A 16,787-nucleotide genomic window follows, 5' to 3' on the forward strand; every position below is an offset into this window, starting at 1 on the left:
CGCTTCTTAGCTTCGGCTGACAAAGCGAAGGCCCCGGAGGGAAACCTCCGGGGCCTTTTCTTTTGATCCTCCCCCTCTGGGGGAGGTGGCCCGAAGGGCCGGAGGGGGGGGGGCGACGGGGATAGAGCAGCGTGGATCCCCGGCGCATCGCCAACGGAATTCAACGATCTCAACCCCTTGCAACTTTCTCGCGCCCCTGGATCAGACGCGATCAAACCCGCCGTACACTCAAAGCTGTCCCGTCGCAGGGAGAGGGCGCAAGGATCCGGCCCGAAGCGGCGACGTGGATGCGATCGAGCGGGGCCGCCGGAGCTGCGTGAGCAGGGCCGGGCCAGGCTTAAATGAGGATGGGGGACGTAAACCCATCCATCGGGAGCTTGCCTGACTAGGCTCCCGCCCGTCCAAGGGTCCGCGCCGCCATGCACGCCTGGCCGCCAAGAAACGGGGCGCACTGCATGGGGAAGGGGCAAAAGGCGGAAGAGGCCTGCGCGCCCCGGCCTAAGGAAAAACGATCGCGCGGGGCGTTCCAGCTTCGTCGAAACGGTACTTAGAACTCACACATCCGGGCGAGGCCCGGACGCCCCGCGCCCTCTCCATCAGCTCTGCGCAATCGCGCGAGAGGCCGAGAAGCCGTGCGTCCAAGATCCTCCCCCTGAAGGGGGGAGGTGGCCCGAAGGGCCGGAGGGGGTCAGCCGCAGGCGGCTCAGGCCGTCGCCGGTTCCAGTTCCGCAGGCTTCGCCCGCCAGCCGCGTTCCAGGCTCCAGGCGGCGATGCCCAGCCACAGGAGGCCCAGGAACGCATGTCCGCGCTGCCAGAAGCCGACGTCATTGCCCGTGCGCACGTTCCACACGCCCGTCAGCAGGGCCAGCACCAGCAGGAGGCCGAAGAACCAGCCCAGCGAGAAGTGCGCCAGGCGGCGATAGCCCGGCTTGCCCCACAGGGCCCAGGCGGTGAACAGCGGCGCGAACTGGATGGCCAGGCCCACGCCGCAGGCCCGGTGCATCGGGTCGGGCCAGTGGAAGATCCCGGCGAAGAAGGCGCCCAGGCCGGTCATCGCCACCCACAGGCCGGCGAAGGCCGAGACCTGCCGGCGGCCGCCGGCCTTTTCCAGGGCATGGGCGAAGCCCGCCCCGGCGAACAGGCCCGCTGCGCCGGCCAGCATCATGCCCAGGTTGAAGACTTCCGGGGTCGGGGCCGCCGGGCCGCCCAGCTCGCTGATGAACTGGGCGCCGGGGTCGAAGCCGGGGAACAGCTTCTGGGCCAGCCACACGTCGGCGACCATCGCCACCGGCGTGATCACGCCGAGCTTCAGGAGCGCGCCCACGCTGGCCACAAGATTCCCTCTCGATAAGGACATGAGCGTGGCAGCCGAAAGTGTAAGCGGTTTCGGCGCTCGCCACGCTCAAGTGTATGAAACTGAGCCTGTTTTATCCGCTTCTGATGGAATCCATCAGAAGCGGACAGGCTCAGGAGCAAAATCAGCCTCTCCGTCCTTCCGGTCAATGGGTCGTTCAGCGCGCGGCCGAGGACGGGTGCCCCTTGGGCGCGAAGGTCGAGCCGAAGAAGTCGCCGGCCTTCCAGGTCGGGCGCTCGGGGGCGTCGGCCAGGTCGTGGGCGATCTCGTAGTTGACGAGCGCGAACTTGGCGGCGGCCTGATAGTCGATCGGCTGCTTCAGGTCGTCATTGGGCTTGTGATAGTGCGTGGCCAGGAAGTCCTTGAAGGCTTTCTCGCCGCCGTTCTTGAAGCCGGTCATCAGGAACACCGACGGCACGCCCTGCTCGACGAAGCGATAGTGGTCGCTGCGGGTGAACAGGCCTTCCTCGGGCATCGGGTCGGGCGACAGGGCGATGTCGACGCGGCCGGCCGCCTTGGCGACGATCGGGCCGATGGTCGAGCGGTCGGCGCCGAACGCGACCACGTCGGTGAACGGGTACAGCAGCACCGGCATGTCGAGATTGACGTCGGCGGCCAGGTCGGCCTTCGGCACGGTCGGGTTGTGGGCGAAGTAGTCCGAGCCGATCAGGCCCTTTTCCTCGGCGGTGACGGCCAGCAGCAGGATCGAGCGCTTGGGCCGGGCCTTGCCTTGGGTGAAGCCGCGGCCGACCTCGAGCAGGGTGGCGATGCCGCTCGCGTTGTCGAGGGCTCCGTTATAGACGGCGTCCTCGCCGGGCTTGGGGTTTTCCTTGATCCCCTCGTGGTCGAGGTGGGCGCTGAGGACGATGGTCTGGGCCTTCAGGCTCGGGTCCGAGCCCTCGATCAGGCCGGCGACGTTGCTGCTGCGGCGCTGCTCGATCTCGCTCTTCAGGGCGATGGCGGCGGTCGTCGGCAGGGCGAAGCCCTCGACCTTGCCGTCGGGCGTCTCGGCGGCGGCGTAGGCGGCCTCCAGGCGCGTGGCGGCCGTCCCGAACAGCTTCTGCCCGCCCTTGACGCTGATCGAGGCCAGGCTGGGCGCTGCGCCGCCGCGGACGAAGGGCGCGCCTTCCGGCGTCTTCCAGGTCATGCGCCATTCGCGGTTGCCGGCGACGCCGCGCGCGAACGGGCGGCGCTTCTCGCCGGCGGGCGTGCCCAGGGTCAGCACGCCGATCGCGCCGCGACGGGCGGCCTCGGCCCGCTTGACGCCGACCGAGCCGTAGTGGGCTCGTTCTTCGGTCTGGAAGCCCTTGGGGGCGCCCGACAGCACCACGACGATCTTGCCGGCGACGTCGAGGCCGGCGAAGTCGTCGCGACCGCGCTCGGGGGCGCTGACGCCGAAGCCGACGAACACGAGCGGCGCATTGAGGGCCAGCTCGGCCTTGTCGGCCTGCGGGCTGGGCAGGAAGTCCTCGCCGAACACCAGCGAGGCGGGGGCGGCGGCGCCTTCGGCGACCTTGACCTCGCCGTCGCCGGCCGGGCGGTAGGCGACCAGCGGCACGGTCTGCAGGTACGAACCGGCGTCGCCGGCGGGCTTCAGGCCCAGCAGGGCGAACTGGGCGGCCACGTAGTTGGCGGCCAGGTCGTAGCCGCGCGTGCCGGCCTCACGGCCTTCCATCAGGTCGTCGGCCAGGAAGGCCATGTGGGCGCGGATGGCGTCGGCCGAGGGGACGAAGGCGTCCTTGGGAGCGGCGAGGGCAGGGTGGGCGACCAGCAGAAGGGCGGCGCTCAGGCAGGCGGCGCGGCGCGAGAAGGGCATTCGGTCAGGTTCCAGGCGCGGCGGATCCGCGGAGCCGGCGACCTTGCAGAGGGGCGGGCGGCTTGTCGAGCAAGCTGTGCCTGAACGTTTTGTAATGTCGGCGATGGGAACGTTCGCGCCGGTAACCTTAACGAGAAAAATTCTCTACATAATTGGGTAAGGTCGATGGAAATTCACCCTATTTATGAAGATCCGCTTAACCGAACCCCGTCAGCTTCGCGATAAGACAGGGGAAACGGTTCATGCAGGCCTTCTCGATCTCCGCCGCGGGCATGGGCGCCGCCGCCGGCCGGCTGGCCGCCAGCGCCCAGCGCGTGGGGAGCGATGCGGGACTTTCCGCCAAGACGGATCTCGCCGCCGAGCGCGTCGAGCAGGTCTCGGCGCGAACCGACTTCTCCGCCAACGCCGCGGTGCTTCGCACCGCCGACGCCATGACCGGCGTCCTGCTCGACCTTCTGGCCTAGCAGTCCTCCGGTCATTGTCCGCGCCCGCCTCGCGTCCCCCCCTGCGAAGGGCGCGGATACGCCGCCTCCTGGATTTTCCCCTAGTCTTTCCAGGAGGCGGCGACCCTATCCGCCTTCCGATCTAGCTTATCGCCAGTTGCTCTTGAGGGCCTGGGCCTCGCCGGCCGCGTCCAGCGGCGCGCCGGTGATCATGCCGTCGACCACGGCCATCACCGCCGCCGGCGTCTCCGAGCCGGCCTGGCGGTACTCGCCGGCGGCCGGCGCCGCCACGGGCGAAGAGGCCAGCACGCGCCAGGCGCCGTCGGCACGGCAGGCCACGCCCGCTTGGTCCTGGCCCTGGAAGGTGCGGCACCAGCGTCCGGACTGGCTCTTGAAGGTCACGCCGATCCGCACCGGACCCTGGCCCTGCGCGGCCGCGCCGTCCTCCAGGGCCCGGGCCAGCGGCCCGACGGCCATCGGCAGTTCCGCGGCGCGGCCGTCGGCGGTCGGCGGCGAGGGCAGGGCCAGGCGGCCGATCGCCAGGCCCGCCACCAGGCAGGCGGCCATCGCGGCCCAGGCCGGCGGCTTGCGGAAGGCCGGCCGGCCGGCGACCGGCGTCGCGGGCTTCTGGACCTTGGCCTTGTCCTTGATCTTTTCCTTGGGCTTGGGCTGGGGGAAGGCGATCACCTCGGCCGGCTTGCCGCTGGCGCTCGCCGCCGCCTTCAGGCCGGGAGGAACCGGTTCGCGCAGCACGCCGGCGTGGGCGCCCGACAGCAGGCGGCGCAGGTCGCGCTGGGCCTGGATCCGTGCGGCCAGCGCCGGATCCTTGGTCATGGCCGCAGTGATCCTGGCCATGGCCTCGGGCGGCAGCTCGCCGTCCACATAGGCGAAGACCTCTTCGTCGCTCACGGTCATGGCCTGGCTCCTTGGTCGATCAGCGCGGCCTGCAGGGCCGTGCGGCCGCGTGCGAGGCGGCTGGTGAGGGTTCCCATCGGGATGTCGAGACTGTCGGCGGCTTCCTGGTAGGACAGGCCTTCGATCAGCACCAGGGCCACGGCGATCCGCTGGTCCTCGGGCAGGGCGTCCAGCGCCGCCTCGACGGCGGTCAGGGCCAGGCGTCCGTCCAGCGAGGGCGCGGCCGGGTCGGCGGCGTGCACGCCGGCCTCGGGCGGGGCCAGGACACGGCCGTGCCGGGCCCTGCTTCTGCTTTCGTCGATCCAGGCGTTGCGCATGATCCGAAACATCCAGCTGTCTTGTCGCGTGCCTTCCCGCCACTGATCGCGGCGCGCCAGCGCGCGCTCGATGGTCAGCTGCGTCAGGTCGTCGGCGTCTGCGGGATCCCTGGCCAGCACCCGCGCCATGCGGCGAAGCCGCGGCAGCAGGTCCAGCATGTCCTTTTGAAAAGAATCCAAGGTCCGCCTACGTCGCCTAAGGGAAGAAACGCGCCGCTTCCGGCGTTTAATCCATGAACCGGATAATTATTCCACTCCGCGCGGGTTCCGGCCATCGTTCTCGCGCAGCAAGCCTCGGAGATCGCGTTGCGGAAGAAAGTCCATGTCCTGGTCGTCGCAGTCTGCGCCCTGGCGCTGGCGCCGGCGGCGGACGCCCAGCTGCTGCCGGGCGGGCTGCCGTCGCTGCCTGGCCGCCTGCCGGTGGTGTCCGACGTGGTCGACGGGGCCGAGGACCTGACGACGCGGACGGCGCGGGGCGTGCGCGACCTGGCGGGCCTGGATCGGCTCCAGGCCCTGCTGCGGGCCAATCCGCGCGTTCTGGAGCCCGACGATCAGGGCCGGCCCGTCGTGCGCGGCGAGGTGCTGGCCGTCTCGCCGAGCGCCGAGGCCCTGCGGCGCGCCCTGGACGCCGGCTTCGTCGAGACCCGGCGCGAGCGCTCGGGCGATCTCGGCATCGAGCTCGTGACCCTGACCCCGCCGCGCGGCATGGACGCCCGCCAGGCCGTCCGCCGCCTGCGTGCGCTGGATCCGGCCGGCGACTACGACTTCAACCACATCTACGCCGGCGCCGGCGTGGTCGAGGCCGCCGGTCTGGCGGCGACGGCTTCGACGGCGAGCGGCGCGGGCGCGGCCCGGGTCGGACTGGTCGACGGCGGCGTGGAGACGGGGCATCCCGACTTTCGCGGCGTCGCCATCGAGCAGCGGGGCTTCGCCAAGGGCGCGCCCAGGGCCGGGGCGCACGGCACCGCCGCGGCCTCGCTGATCGCGGCCCGCGACTACGGCTCGGCCGGTCCGGGCGCGCGGCTGCTGGCGGCCGACGTCTATGGCTCGACCCCGACGGGCGGCTCGGCCTCGTCGATCGTCGGGGCGCTGTCCTGGATGAGCGCGGCCAAGGTTCCGGTGGTCAACATCAGCCTCGTCGGGCCCGACAACGGCGCGCTGCGGGCGGCGGTCAGGGCGCTGGTCGGCCAGGGCGTGCTGGTGGTGGCGGCCGTCGGCAACGACGGCCCGGCCGCGCCGCCGCTCTATCCGGCTTCCTATCCGGGCGTGGTGGCGGTCACCGGCGTCGACCGGAGGGGCAGGGCGCTGCCCGAAGCCAGCGCCAACGGCCAGGTGGCGTTCTCGGCGCTGGGGGCCGAGGTGCGGGCCGCCGCGCCCGGCGGCCGCAAGGCGACCCTGCGCGGCACCTCGTTCGCCGCGCCAGTTGTGGCCGGGCGCCTGGCCCGGCTGACGGCCAGCCCGGACCCGGCCAAGGCGCGGGCGGCCGTGGCCGCCCTGGGCCGCCAGGCCAAGGACCTGGGCGCGCCGGGGCCCGACAAGGTGTTCGGCGCGGGCCAGGTCGACGCCGGCCGCTAAAAAATCAGCGGCGATGGAAGAAAGCCGCACGCGGCGTCGTTGGACGGGTCAGGAGGCGGAAAGACGCCCCACGGAAATGACCCTTCAAGGAGACGTCCCATGCGTAAGATCTCGTTCCTCGTCACCGCCGCCTCGGCCGCCGTCCTGCTGACCGCGCCGCTGGCCAACGCTCAGATCCTGGGCGGTTCGGGCGGCGGCGGACTGACCGGCGGCCTCACCGGCGGCATGGGCGGGCTGGGCGGCCAGCTGGGCGGCTCCGGCGGTCTCGGCGGCGGCCTGACCTCGCCGGACGCCAGCGGCCTGGGTTCTAGCGTCCGCGGGACCACCGGCCGCATCCGCGACCGGGCCGGCGAGACCACCTCGACCGTCCGCGGCAAGGCCCGCGACGCCGCCGGTCGTACGCGCGGCGCCGCTGAAGGCGCGGCCTCGACCGCCCGCACCGCCGCTTCGAGCGCCAAGGCCGGCGGTTCGGCCGAAGGTTCGGGCTCGGGCTCGGCTTCGGCGGGCGCCGGCCAGCTGACCGGCGCCCTGGCCGGTTCTGGCTCGGGCGGCGGTTCGCTCGCCGCGCCCGACGCCAGCGGCCTGACCTCGACCGCCTCGGGCGCCGCCTCGAACGCGGCTTCTCGCGCCCAGGGCGCGGCCGGTTCGGCGCGTGACCGGGCCACGGGCGCGGCCAGTCGCGCCACGGGCGTCGCCCGCAACGCCGCCGGCTCGGCCCGCGACGCGGCCGCCTCGACCAACGCGACCGGCGACGGCGCCCTGACCGGCGGCGGCTCGATCAGCCGTGACGGCGCCTCGGGCTCGGCCGGCGGTTCGGGCTCGTCCAGCGCCTCGACCAGCAAGGGCGGCGCCGGCCAGTCCGGCTCGCTGGGCCTGTCGGGCTCGGCCTCGCGCAGCGGCGTCTCCGGTTCGGCCAATGGCGCCGGCTCGGCCGACGTCAAGACCGGCAACAACTGAGCCGGCGTTCTCCGTCGAACTTCGAGGGGCGGCTTCGGTCGCCCCTTTCGGCGGGCCCAAAGAAAAAGGCGGCGTCCTTGCGGGCGCCGCCTTCGTCTTGTCTGGTCTTGCAGCCGATCAGCTGTCGAGGAAGCTGCGCAGCTTGCGCGAGCGGCTCGGGTGCTTGAGCTTGCGCAGGGCCTTGGCCTCGATCTGACGGATGCGTTCGCGGGTGACCGAGAACTGCTGGCCGACTTCTTCCAGCGTGTGGTCGGTGTTCATGCCGATGCCGAAGCGCATGCGCAGGACGCGCTCTTCACGCGGGGTCAGCGAGGCGAGCACGCGGGTGGTGGTTTCCCGCAGGTTCGACTGGATGGCCGCGTCGATCGGCAGGACGGCGTTCTTGTCCTCGATGAAGTCGCCCAGGTGGCTGTCTTCCTCGTCGCCGATCGGCGTTTCGAGCGAGATCGGCTCCTTGGCGATCTTCAGGACCTTGCGCACCTTTTCCAGCGGCATGGCCAGCTTTTCGGCCAGCTCTTCCGGGGTCGGTTCGCGGCCGATCTCGTGCAGCATCTGGCGGCTGGTGCGGACGATCTTGTTGATCGTCTCGATCATGTGGACCGGGATGCGGATGGTCCGCGCCTGGTCGGCGATCGAGCGGGTGATGGCCTGACGGATCCACCAGGTGGCGTAGGTCGAGAACTTGTAGCCGCGGCGGTACTCGAACTTGTCGACGGCCTTCATCAGGCCGATGTTGCCTTCCTGGATCAGGTCCAGGAACTGCAGGCCGCGGTTGGTGTACTTCTTGGCGATCGAGATCACGAGGCGCAGGTTGGCCTCGACCATTTCCTTCTTGGCCTGACGGGCCTCGCGCTCGCCCTTCTGCACGGTCTGGACGATGCGGCGATAGTCGTCGATCGGCACGCCGGTCTCGGTGGCCAGGGCGGCGATTTCCTGACGGATGTCGCTGACCGAGCTGGTGTCGTTCTCGACGAACTTGGTCCAGCGCACGCCCATGCCCTTGACCTGTTCGGTCCAGGTCGGGTTCAGCTCGGAGCCGAAATAGGCCTTGAGGAACTCGGCGCGGCTGATGCCGTAGCTGTCGGCCAGGCGCAGCAGACGGCCTTCCAGGCCGATCAGGCGCTTGTTGATCGCATAGAGCTGCTCGACCAGCGCCTCGATGCGGTTGTTGTTCAGCTTCAGCGTCTTGAGGTGCTGGATGATCGTCGCCGACAGGCCTTCATAGGCCTTGCGGTCGGCGTCGCTCAGGTCCTGGCCCTTCAGGCGGCTGCCGACCAGCTTGTCCTGCAGCTTGCGGAAGGTTTCGAACTCGCTGGCGATGGCGTCGAGGATGGCCATCACGCCTTCGCGCAGTTCGCCTTCCATGGCGCTGACGGTCGGGCCGGCGCCGTCGTCGAAGTCGTCTTCGTCGTCGCCTTCGCCCTCGGGCTTGGCTTCGCCGGCTTCCTGGTCGACCGGCTCGGCCGGTTCGCCGTCGTCGTCTTCGGCCGCGGGCTGGGCCGCGCCGCCGTTGATCGCCGCGTAGGTGCCTTCCAGGTCGATGACTTCACGCAGCAGGATGCGGCCGGTCGAGAGCTCCTCGCGCCACACCATGATGGCTTCGAAGGTCAGGGCGCTTTCGCACAGGCCGCGGATCATCGTGTCGCGGCCGGCCTCGATGCGCTTGGCGATGGCGATTTCGCCCTCGCGGCTCAGCAGTTCGACCGAGCCCATCTCGCGCAGGTACATGCGCACCGGGTCGTCGGTGCGGTCGTAGGCGGCCGGCTTGTCGCTGGTGATGACCGCGGTGCTCTCGTCGCGCGTGGCGACTTCGCCGCCCTCGGCGTTCTCGGCGTCTTCCTCGGCCTCGACGACGTTGACGCCCATCTCGCTGAGCATGGCCAGCGTGTCTTCGATGGCGTCGGGGCTGACTTCTTCCGACGGCAGCACCTTGTTCAGCTCGTCCATCGTGACGTAGCCGCGGGCCTTCGCCTGTTTGATGAACTTCTTTACGCCGGCGTCGGTCAGGTCGAGGAGCGGACCATCACCACCGGTGGCTTCGGGCGCTTCGGTCTCGGCCGTGGAATTGTTGCTCATCAAGCTCTCCGAATTCGGCGCCGTCCCCTTTGCGGCGGGGGACGGGCCGAGAATGCCTCAACATGTCGCCGGCCTTCCGCGGATCCTCGCGAGTTCGGGTCGGCGACTGCTTCCTCAAGGGTTAGGACCCCGCTGCGCAGGCGCTTCAGGCTTCCAGCAGGATCGGCGAAAATTTTTTCGACGTTCTGTGAACTAACGCACGAAACGCCACGGGGTAACGCTCCGCACGAACTGGGCGGAGGGCGGCGGCTTCGAGCGCGGCGTTCATGAACGTCGATCTTTCGACCGACGACCGCTGGGACCTGGCGCTGCGAGGATGACATCCTGTTTCAAAGAGGGCGCGCGCTGTGCGTTGGCGGCCCGATCGATGTCAAATCAGCTGCGTGGCAAATCCTTGAGTCGGCAAATGGCCGTGGGTGACGCCGGTGTCAAGATGGCGAGCAGCGGGAAGGGCGGTTTCTTTGGCTTTTCAGGGCGCCGCTGGCCCCCTCCGGCCCTTCGTCCAAGACGCTCCCCCTGGAGGGGGAGCTGTCGGCGAAGCCGGCTGAGGGGGAAGCGGTTGCTGCTGTTCGGGCGCGTGTCGACCTCATCAGGAACTTCCCCCTCCGGCCCTCCGGGCCACCTCCCCCTTCAGGGGGAGGATTTTGAGCGGCGAACCTCCCCCCGGGGGGAGGATCTGATGCGGGCCCTCGGCCTCCCCCACAGAAGGCGTCCCTAGTGCGCGGGCTGCCAGAATTCGAGGTTGCTGATCTGGCGTTCGAGGATGGCGATGCGGTCGCGCAGGTCGCGGGTGGCGGTCAGGCTGGCGGCGGTGACCGGCTCTTCGCGCATGGCCCGCAGGGCGCGCTGGGCGTCGCCGACCTCGACGATGGCCTCGTAGCAGGCCGCCCACAGCAGGCGGGCGCGCTCGCGCTCCATCTTGGGATCGAGGAACGGCGGCTTGAGCGTCAGCGCCAGGCGGTCGAGTTCGGCCAGCTCCTCGCCGCGGCCCTTGCGGACCAGGATGTCGCGGAAGGGCGTGTCCTCGCCGATGTCGTCGATCAGGGCCTCGAAGATCTCGTGCGCCAGGCCCTTCAGGCGAGGTTCGCCAAAGCCGATCCGCTCCAGCGCCTCGTCATAGGGACGCGCCCAGGCCGGATGGTCGACGGCGGCGATGGCCACGGCCGCGTGGAAGGGGTTCAGCCGGCGGCCGATCTGCTCGCGGGCGACGCCGCGGATGCCGGGGTCGGGCGGGCCGCGTTCGCGGCCTTTCCAGCCGCCGCCACCGCCGCCTCGCGGGGTGAAGGGGCGATCGCCGCCCTGGCCGCCGCCTTGCCCGCCTCCATAGGCTGGCTTGGGGAACAGGGCGTCGAGCTTGCCGTAGAGGTCGTCCTTGTAGGCGGCCGCCAGGTCCTTGTCGGCGATGGTTCCGGCCGCCGCGCGCAGGCGCTGCTTGAGGCCGGCCTTGCGCTCGGGCGTGTCCAGCGGCTCCAGGTCGCGCTCGCGCACGAACAGCGCCTCGACGAAGGGCGTGGTCTGGGTGACCTGGGCCTTCAGCGCCGCCGGGCCCTGCTCGCGCAGCACGTCGTCGGGATCCTTGCCGCCGCTGACGATCGAGAAGCGGAACGAGCGGCCGGGCTTGAGCAGGGGCAGGGCGCGATCGATGGCGCGGCTGGCGGCGCGCTGGCCGGCCTTGTCGCCGTCGAAGCAGAGCGTGGGCTCGGGATGCAGGCGCCACAGCGCCTCCATCTGCTCCTCGGTCAGGGCCGTGCCCATGGCCGCCACCGCCGGGAGGCCCGCGCGCTGGCAGGCCACGACGTCCATGTAGCCTTCGACCACCAGCATCGGGGTCTGCTCGGTCGGCGCGGCGGCCTGGGCCGCGTGCAGCAGCTTGCGCGCGTCATAGAGGCCGTAGAGCACCCGGCTCTTGTGGAAGAGGCTGGTCTCGGGGCCGTTCAGGTATTTGGCGCGGGCGTTGGGATCCATGGCCCGGCCGCCGAACGAGACGACCTTGCCGCGGGTGTCGGTGATCGGAAAGATGATCCGGTCGCGGAAGCGGTCGTAGGGCGCGCCGCCGTCCTCGGGCGCGATCAGGAGGCCCGCCTCGACGAGGTCGCCGGGCTTGGCGCCCTTGGCGACCAGATAGTCCTTCAGCGCCGTGCGGCCATTGGGGGCGAAGCCGATGCGGAAGCGGCTCCACTGGTCTTCGGGCAGGGCGCGGCGGTCGAGATAGGCGCGGGCGTCCTTGCCCACCGGGCGGCGCAGTTCGGCCTCGAACCAGGCCGCCGCCAGCTCCATCCAGTCGCCCAGCCCCGCGCGCTTGCGGTCGTCCTGGGCGGCGCGGGCGTCGGGCTCGGGCAGGGACATGCCGGCCTCGGCGGCCAGCCGCTCGACCGCCTCGGAGAAAGTGAGGCGCTCGGTCTCCTGCAGGAAGCTGATGATGTCGCCGTGCTTGCCGCTGGAGAAGCAGTGGTAGAAGCCCTTGTCGTCGTTGACGAAGAACGAGGGGCTCTTTTCCTTGGTGAACGGCGAAAGCCCCGCGTACTCGCGACCCTGCCGCCGCAGCTTCACCGTCTTTCCGACCACGTCGGAGGGGCGAAGTCGGGACTTCAGTTCTTCAAGGAAGCGGTCGTCGAAGCGCATGGCGGAATGGCCCCAACATAAGCCTCCCCGCGCGCGAAGGCACGCCCGTGCTTGCGACAATCTACAGGCGGCGAGCGACCTATCCCGTGGTCATCCACAACTGGCTGCCGGCTCGCCCAAAGAAGCGTCGCATTAGGAACAGGGCTTTCGGCCGCTCCGTTCTGACGCCGTGGGACGCCTCGACGCGCCCCGACGCCACATGAGCCACGGAGAACACCCATGCCCGAGTCCCGCTGGAACGACCGTGAAGGCCGCTTCGAGATCGATCGTGATCGAGATTTCGACGACGAGCGCGGCTACGGCTACGACGCCTCGCGCGCCGATGGGCGCCGCCAGGACCGCTACGCCCAGGATCCCGACTGGCGCGACCGCTACGCCGCCCGCGAGCAGCGCAGCTACGGCGAGCCGCGCCATCATTCGTCCGGCCGGGCCGAACTGCGCCGGGCGGTCAGCCAGGGCGGCGACATCGGCTATGGGACGATCCGCTCGGGCTCGGACTACGCCTCGGGCCGGGGCTATCGCGCGCCGGGGGACTACGGCCAGGTGGGCGGCTTCGACTTCGGCGGTTCGGCGGCCGACTACGGCGGGGGCGGCTATCGCGGCCAGGCGCCGGACTATGGCGATCGGGCCTATTTCGACCGTCGCCACGAGCGCGAGCGCAACTACTACACCGACGGACCGGGACGCGGCCGCTACGACCAGGACCACTGGGCCTACGCCCGCCATCCGCGCGATCGCCATGACGAGGATCGCGGCTGGTTCGAGCGGGCCCGCGACGAGGTCTCGGCCTGGATGGGCGACCACGACGCCCAGCGCCGCCGCGAGCACGACGCGGCCCTGCGCGCCGACCATCGCGGGCGCGGCCCCAAGGGCTATCGCCGCTCGGACGAGCGCATCCGCGAGGACGTCAGCGACCGGCTGACCGACGACGGCTGGCTGGACGCCTCGGCCATCGAGGTGGCGGTCAAGGACGGCGAGGTGACCCTGAGCGGCACGGTCCACGCCCGCGACGACAAGCGCCGGGCCGAACTGCTGGCCGAGAGCGTCAGCGGCGTCGACAACGTGCAGAACAACCTGCGCCTGGATCGCGGGCCCGAAGCCAGGGCCGGTGACTGGAGCCTGCAGGGCAGCGCGCCCCAGCAGGGCGTGACGGGCAAGGCTTGAGGCTCCTGCGCCAAATACCTCGTCATCCCGGACGGCCGCAGGCCGATCCGGGACCCAGGGGACCGGGCGCAGCGCCCAGGGTCGCCTCCTGACGACAGCCGACGCACTGCGGCGACCCCTGGGTCCCGGCTCTACGCGCTGCGCGCTACGGCCGGGATGACGGCTTGGAGGACTCTGAAGTCATAAGTGATGATCCCTAGCTTGGCTGCCGCCTCGCTTGGGACCATCTAGGGGCCATGTCCGAGCCCGCCCTCAAAGAACCGACCTTCACCGACGCCGAGATCGACGCCCTGGTCGAGGCCTTCTACGCCAAGGTCCGCCGCCATCCGCGCATCGGGCCGGTGTTCAACGGCCAGATCGCCGAGGAGGCCTGGCCCCACCACATGGCCACGCTGAAGGACTTCTGGGCCACGGTGCTGCAGGGCTCGGGGCGCTACAAGGGCTCGCCGATGGCGGTGCACCAGCGCATCGAGGGCTTCCAGGAGTGGATGTTCACGCCGTGGCTGAACCTGTTCCACGCCACCTGCGTGGAACTGTTCGACGCCCCGCGCGCGGCGATCATCGGCGAGAAGGCCGAGCGTATCGCCCGCTCGCTGCGGCTGGGCCTGTTCTTCCGGCCGGGAGCCCCGGCATGATCGCCGAGAAGATCGCGGCGGACGGCTTCGCCATCGTTCCGGCCGGGGAGACGCGCGCCCTGCTGGGCGGCCTGACGGACTGGGACCTGTTCGCCGACAGCTGGAACGACCTGGGCGTCGACGGCTTCATGGCCGACGGCGGGCGCTATCGCCGCCGGCGGTTCGCGGCTTTCGCCGTGGGGGCCGACGGCGCGATCGCGCGCAAGCCGCACCAGCCGCACTACCAGAGCCGCGACTACAACGCCCTGAACGGCGGCGTGCAGCGCTGGTTCGAGCCGGTGACGCAGGCGATCGCCGAGCATCCGGTGACGCAGGGCCTGCTGAAGGCGGGCCTGGAGACCTTCCAGCCGCTGACCGCCCAGCCGCCGAAGGCCTGGCACGTGGAGCTGCACCAGTTCCGCATCGAGGCCCATGACGGGCAGGCCGGCCTGCCCACGCCGGAAGGCGCGCACCGCGACGGCGTCGACTGGGTGATTGTCATGCTGGTCGAGCGGCGCAACGTGGCCAGCGGCGTCACCGACATCTTCGCCCCCGACGGCGCCTCGCTGGGCTCGTTCACCCTGGTCGAGCCGGGGGACGCGGTGCTCATCGACGACCATCGGGTGCTGCACGGGGTGACCGCGATCCGTCCCCTCCGAGCGGGCGAGGAGGCGCGGCGCGACGTGCTGGTCGTGACCTTCCGGCGAGAAGACTGACGGGCAGGGCCGCGACCGTTTGTCTCACTCCACCTTGGGAGGTGGGCATGCAAGCCTGCCGCTCCTTCGCGAAACGAGCGCCGTAATCCATGACCGACGACGCCCCTTCGCCCTCCCACGCCGGCCGACGGGACACCTTCTCGGCGACCATGGCCGACGCTGTGCCGATCCTGATCGGCTATGTCGACGCCGACCGCCGCTACCGCTTCGTCAATCGCGCCTACGAGACCTGGTTCGGCGTCCGCCGCGAGGATATCGAGGGCCGCTCGCTGCTCGAGGTGATGGGCGCGGACGCCTATGAGCGGGTGCGCGACCATGTCGACGGAGCGCTGGAAGGCCAGAGCCTGACCTTCGAGGGCGAGGTGCCCTACCAGGCCGCGGGCCTGCGCCATGTGGAGGCCAAGTACGTGCCCGACGTGGCGCCGGGCGGCGAGGTGCTGGGCTACTACGTGCTGGTCACCGACATCTCGGCGCGCAAGCGGGCCGAGGCCGAACTGGCGCGCCTTCTGGTGCGCGAGCGGCGACGGGCCCTGATGCTCGACCTGGGCCGCCAGCTGCGCGAGGAAAGCGAGGTCGCCGCCATCGCCGACAAGGCCTGCGCCGTGCTGGCCGCGCAGCTGGGCGCCCAGCGGGCGGGCTATGCCGAGGTCGATCTGGCCGGCGTCTCGACCCAGATCATCGGCGAGTGGGGCGGGGAGGGCGTACAGCCCCTGGTCGGCCCGCTGTTCGTGCTCGACGACTTCGGCCCGGCGATGAGCGACGACCTGCGCGCCGGCGTGCAGGTGGTGATCGACGACGTCCGCGAGGACGCGCGCACCCGCCACAGCCTGGAGGCCTATGTCGCGCTCGACATCCGCGCCTTCGTGGCCGTGCCGCTGGTCAAGGCCGGGCGGCTGGTCTCCTACCTGTTCGTCTGCCAGGAGCGGCCGCGCACCTGGGGCGTCGACGAGGCGGCCTTCGTCGGCGACGTGGCCGAACTGATCTGGGCCGCCAGCGGCCGGGCCCGCGCGGACGCGGCCCTGCGCCAGGCCGAGGAGACCGAGCGCCTGCTGATCCGCGAGGTCGATCACCGGGCCAAGAACGTGCTGGCGGTCGTGCAGTCGCTGGTCCAGCTGACGCCCTTCGTCGACAAGCGCCAGTACGTCACCGCCCTCAGCGGCCGCATCGGCTCTCTGGCCCGCTCGCACAGCCTCCTGTCGACCACCCGCTGGACCGGAGCGGTGCTGCGGGCGCTGCTGGAGCAGGAGCTCGAGGCTTACAGCGTCGAGCATGAGAGCCGCGTCGTCCTGGACGGCCCGCCGGTGCTGATCCGCGCCGAGGCGGCCCAGTCGCTGGGCCTGGTGGTGCACGAGCTGGCCACCAACGCCAGCAAGTACGGCGCCCTGTCGACGCCCGGCGGCGTGCTGGAGGTGGCCTGGAGCTGGGACGCCGGTCGGCTCGTCGTCGACTGGCGCGAGAGCGGCGGGCCGCCGGCGATCGCCCCGGCCCGGCGGGGCTTCGGCTCGACCCTGATCCAGAACGCCGGCAAGCAGCTGGGCGCGCAGGTCTCGCACGACTGGCGCGCCGAAGGCCTGCATTGCCGTATCGAGCTTTCGAGGGGCGCGCTGCCCCATGCCGGCGGCGGCGAGCGCTCGGCGGCGACGACCAGCCCCTTGCCTGACGGCGGCCTGCAGGACCAGCGGGTGCTGGTGGTCGAGGACGAGGCCCTGGTGGCCATGGAGCTGGCCCGCGTGCTGGCCCTGGCCGGCGCCCAGGTGGTCGGCCCGGCCGGCGACGTCGAGGAGGCCCTGGAGCTGATCGAGAGCAGCCTGATCGACCGGGCGGTGCTCGACGTGAACCTTGGCGGCCGCATGGTCACGCCGGTGGCCAGAGCCCTGGCCGAGCGGGCCATCCCCTTCGTCTACCTGACCGGCTACCAGGAGCCCGGCCTCGACGACGGCCCGGTGCTGCACAAGCCCGCCGCGCCCGAGGCGCTGGTCAGCGCCCTGGCGGGACGGCGGGTGGAGCGGGTCTAGGGCGGTTCTCCACCATTTAAGCTCCCGTCATTCTCGCCCTCGTGGCGGGAACCTCTGGGTCCGCCCGCACGTGAAGCGCAAGCGGATCGCCGGGGATCCGCCCCATCCGCCCTTGCGGCTGAGAGAGGGTTTCCCGCCACGAGGGCGGGAATGACGGGGTGACAAGGAGACTTCCAGCGACGCCCCGCCGCATTCGGCGACCT

The 16,787-nt window shown here is 71.0% G+C and carries 14 protein-coding genes; 7 read left to right on the forward strand and 7 right to left on the reverse strand.

Annotation, left to right across the window (positions count from 1 at the left end; translation table 11 throughout):
- Positions 1 to 703: 703 nt before the first annotated feature.
- Positions 704 to 1,282 (reverse strand): DUF998 domain-containing protein, encoded by a 579-nt coding sequence (locus G5B46_RS23215; protein WP_240903628.1) that lies wholly within the window; start codon positions 1,280 to 1,282, stop codon positions 704 to 706.
- Positions 1,283 to 1,511: 229 nt separating this feature from the next.
- Positions 1,512 to 3,170, reverse strand: coding sequence for a M28 family peptidase (locus G5B46_RS23220; protein ID WP_165262916.1), 1,659 nt, complete (start codon positions 3,168 to 3,170; stop codon positions 1,512 to 1,514).
- Positions 3,171 to 3,412: 242 nt separating this feature from the next.
- On the opposite strand from G5B46_RS23220, the gene G5B46_RS23225 reads away from it, so the two are divergent.
- Positions 3,413 to 3,634, forward strand: a complete 222-nt coding sequence (locus G5B46_RS23225) for a flagellar hook protein FlgE (protein WP_165262918.1) — start codon at positions 3,413 to 3,415, stop codon at positions 3,632 to 3,634.
- Positions 3,635 to 3,760: 126 nt separating this feature from the next.
- On the opposite strand, the gene G5B46_RS23230 is transcribed toward G5B46_RS23225, so the two are convergent.
- On the reverse strand, positions 3,761 to 4,528 hold the full coding sequence (locus G5B46_RS23230) for an anti-sigma factor (protein WP_165262920.1): 768 nt from the start codon (positions 4,526 to 4,528) through the stop codon (positions 3,761 to 3,763).
- Positions 4,525 to 5,025 carry a sigma-70 family RNA polymerase sigma factor gene (locus G5B46_RS23235; protein ID WP_205691844.1) on the reverse strand — a complete coding sequence of 167 codons (501 nt, stop codon included), beginning with the start codon at positions 5,023 to 5,025 and terminating at the stop codon, positions 4,525 to 4,527. The genes G5B46_RS23230 and G5B46_RS23235 overlap by 4 nt, the downstream gene beginning before the upstream one ends.
- Before the next feature lie 126 nt (positions 5,026 to 5,151).
- Here G5B46_RS23235 and G5B46_RS23240 point away from each other — a divergent pair, with 126 nt between their 5' ends.
- Both G5B46_RS23240 and G5B46_RS23245 read left to right on the forward strand, forming a co-directional pair.
- On the forward strand, positions 5,152 to 6,420 hold the full coding sequence (locus G5B46_RS23240) for a S8 family serine peptidase (RefSeq protein ID WP_205691845.1): 1,269 nt from the start codon (positions 5,152 to 5,154) through the stop codon (positions 6,418 to 6,420).
- Between the two features lie 99 nt (positions 6,421 to 6,519).
- Entirely contained in the window at positions 6,520 to 7,377 is an 858-nt protein-coding gene (locus tag G5B46_RS23245) for a hypothetical protein (RefSeq protein WP_165262922.1), read from the forward strand.
- Between the two features lie 117 nt (positions 7,378 to 7,494).
- On the opposite strand, the gene rpoD is transcribed toward G5B46_RS23245, so the two are convergent.
- The 3 genes from rpoD to dnaG all read right to left on the reverse strand — a co-directional run bounded on the left by rpoD (position 7,495) and on the right by dnaG (position 12,075).
- Positions 7,495 to 9,453, reverse strand: coding sequence for an RNA polymerase sigma factor RpoD (rpoD, locus tag G5B46_RS23250; protein WP_165262924.1), 1,959 nt, complete (start codon positions 9,451 to 9,453; stop codon positions 7,495 to 7,497).
- A gap of 145 nt (positions 9,454 to 9,598) precedes the next feature.
- Positions 9,599 to 9,721, reverse strand: coding sequence for a hypothetical protein (locus tag G5B46_RS24780; protein WP_276611628.1), 123 nt, complete (start codon positions 9,719 to 9,721; stop codon positions 9,599 to 9,601).
- Between the two features lie 446 nt (positions 9,722 to 10,167).
- Complete coding sequence (dnaG, locus tag G5B46_RS23255; protein WP_165262926.1) at positions 10,168 to 12,075, reverse strand: DNA primase; 1,908 nt, start codon at positions 12,073 to 12,075, stop codon at positions 10,168 to 10,170.
- A 219-nt stretch (positions 12,076 to 12,294) separates the two neighbouring features.
- Here dnaG and G5B46_RS23260 point away from each other — a divergent pair, with 219 nt between their 5' ends.
- The 4 genes from G5B46_RS23260 to G5B46_RS23275 all read left to right on the forward strand — a co-directional run bounded on the left by G5B46_RS23260 (position 12,295) and on the right by G5B46_RS23275 (position 16,584).
- Entirely contained in the window at positions 12,295 to 13,239 is a 945-nt protein-coding gene (locus tag G5B46_RS23260; protein ID WP_165262928.1) for a BON domain-containing protein, read from the forward strand.
- 236 nt (positions 13,240 to 13,475) lie between these two features.
- Entirely contained in the window at positions 13,476 to 13,874 is a 399-nt protein-coding gene (locus G5B46_RS23265; RefSeq protein ID WP_165262930.1) for a group III truncated hemoglobin, read from the forward strand.
- Positions 13,871 to 14,569, forward strand: coding sequence for a 2OG-Fe dioxygenase family protein (locus G5B46_RS23270; RefSeq protein WP_165262932.1), 699 nt, complete (start codon positions 13,871 to 13,873; stop codon positions 14,567 to 14,569). The genes G5B46_RS23265 and G5B46_RS23270 overlap by 4 nt, the downstream gene beginning before the upstream one ends.
- A gap of 89 nt (positions 14,570 to 14,658) precedes the next feature.
- Positions 14,659 to 16,584, forward strand: coding sequence for an HWE histidine kinase domain-containing protein (locus tag G5B46_RS23275; protein ID WP_165262934.1), 1,926 nt, complete (start codon positions 14,659 to 14,661; stop codon positions 16,582 to 16,584).
- Positions 16,585 to 16,787 lie beyond the last annotated feature (203 nt).

The sequence above is a fragment of the Caulobacter sp. 602-2 genome, assembly GCF_011043625.1.
Lineage (GTDB): Bacteria > Pseudomonadota > Alphaproteobacteria > Caulobacterales > Caulobacteraceae > Caulobacter.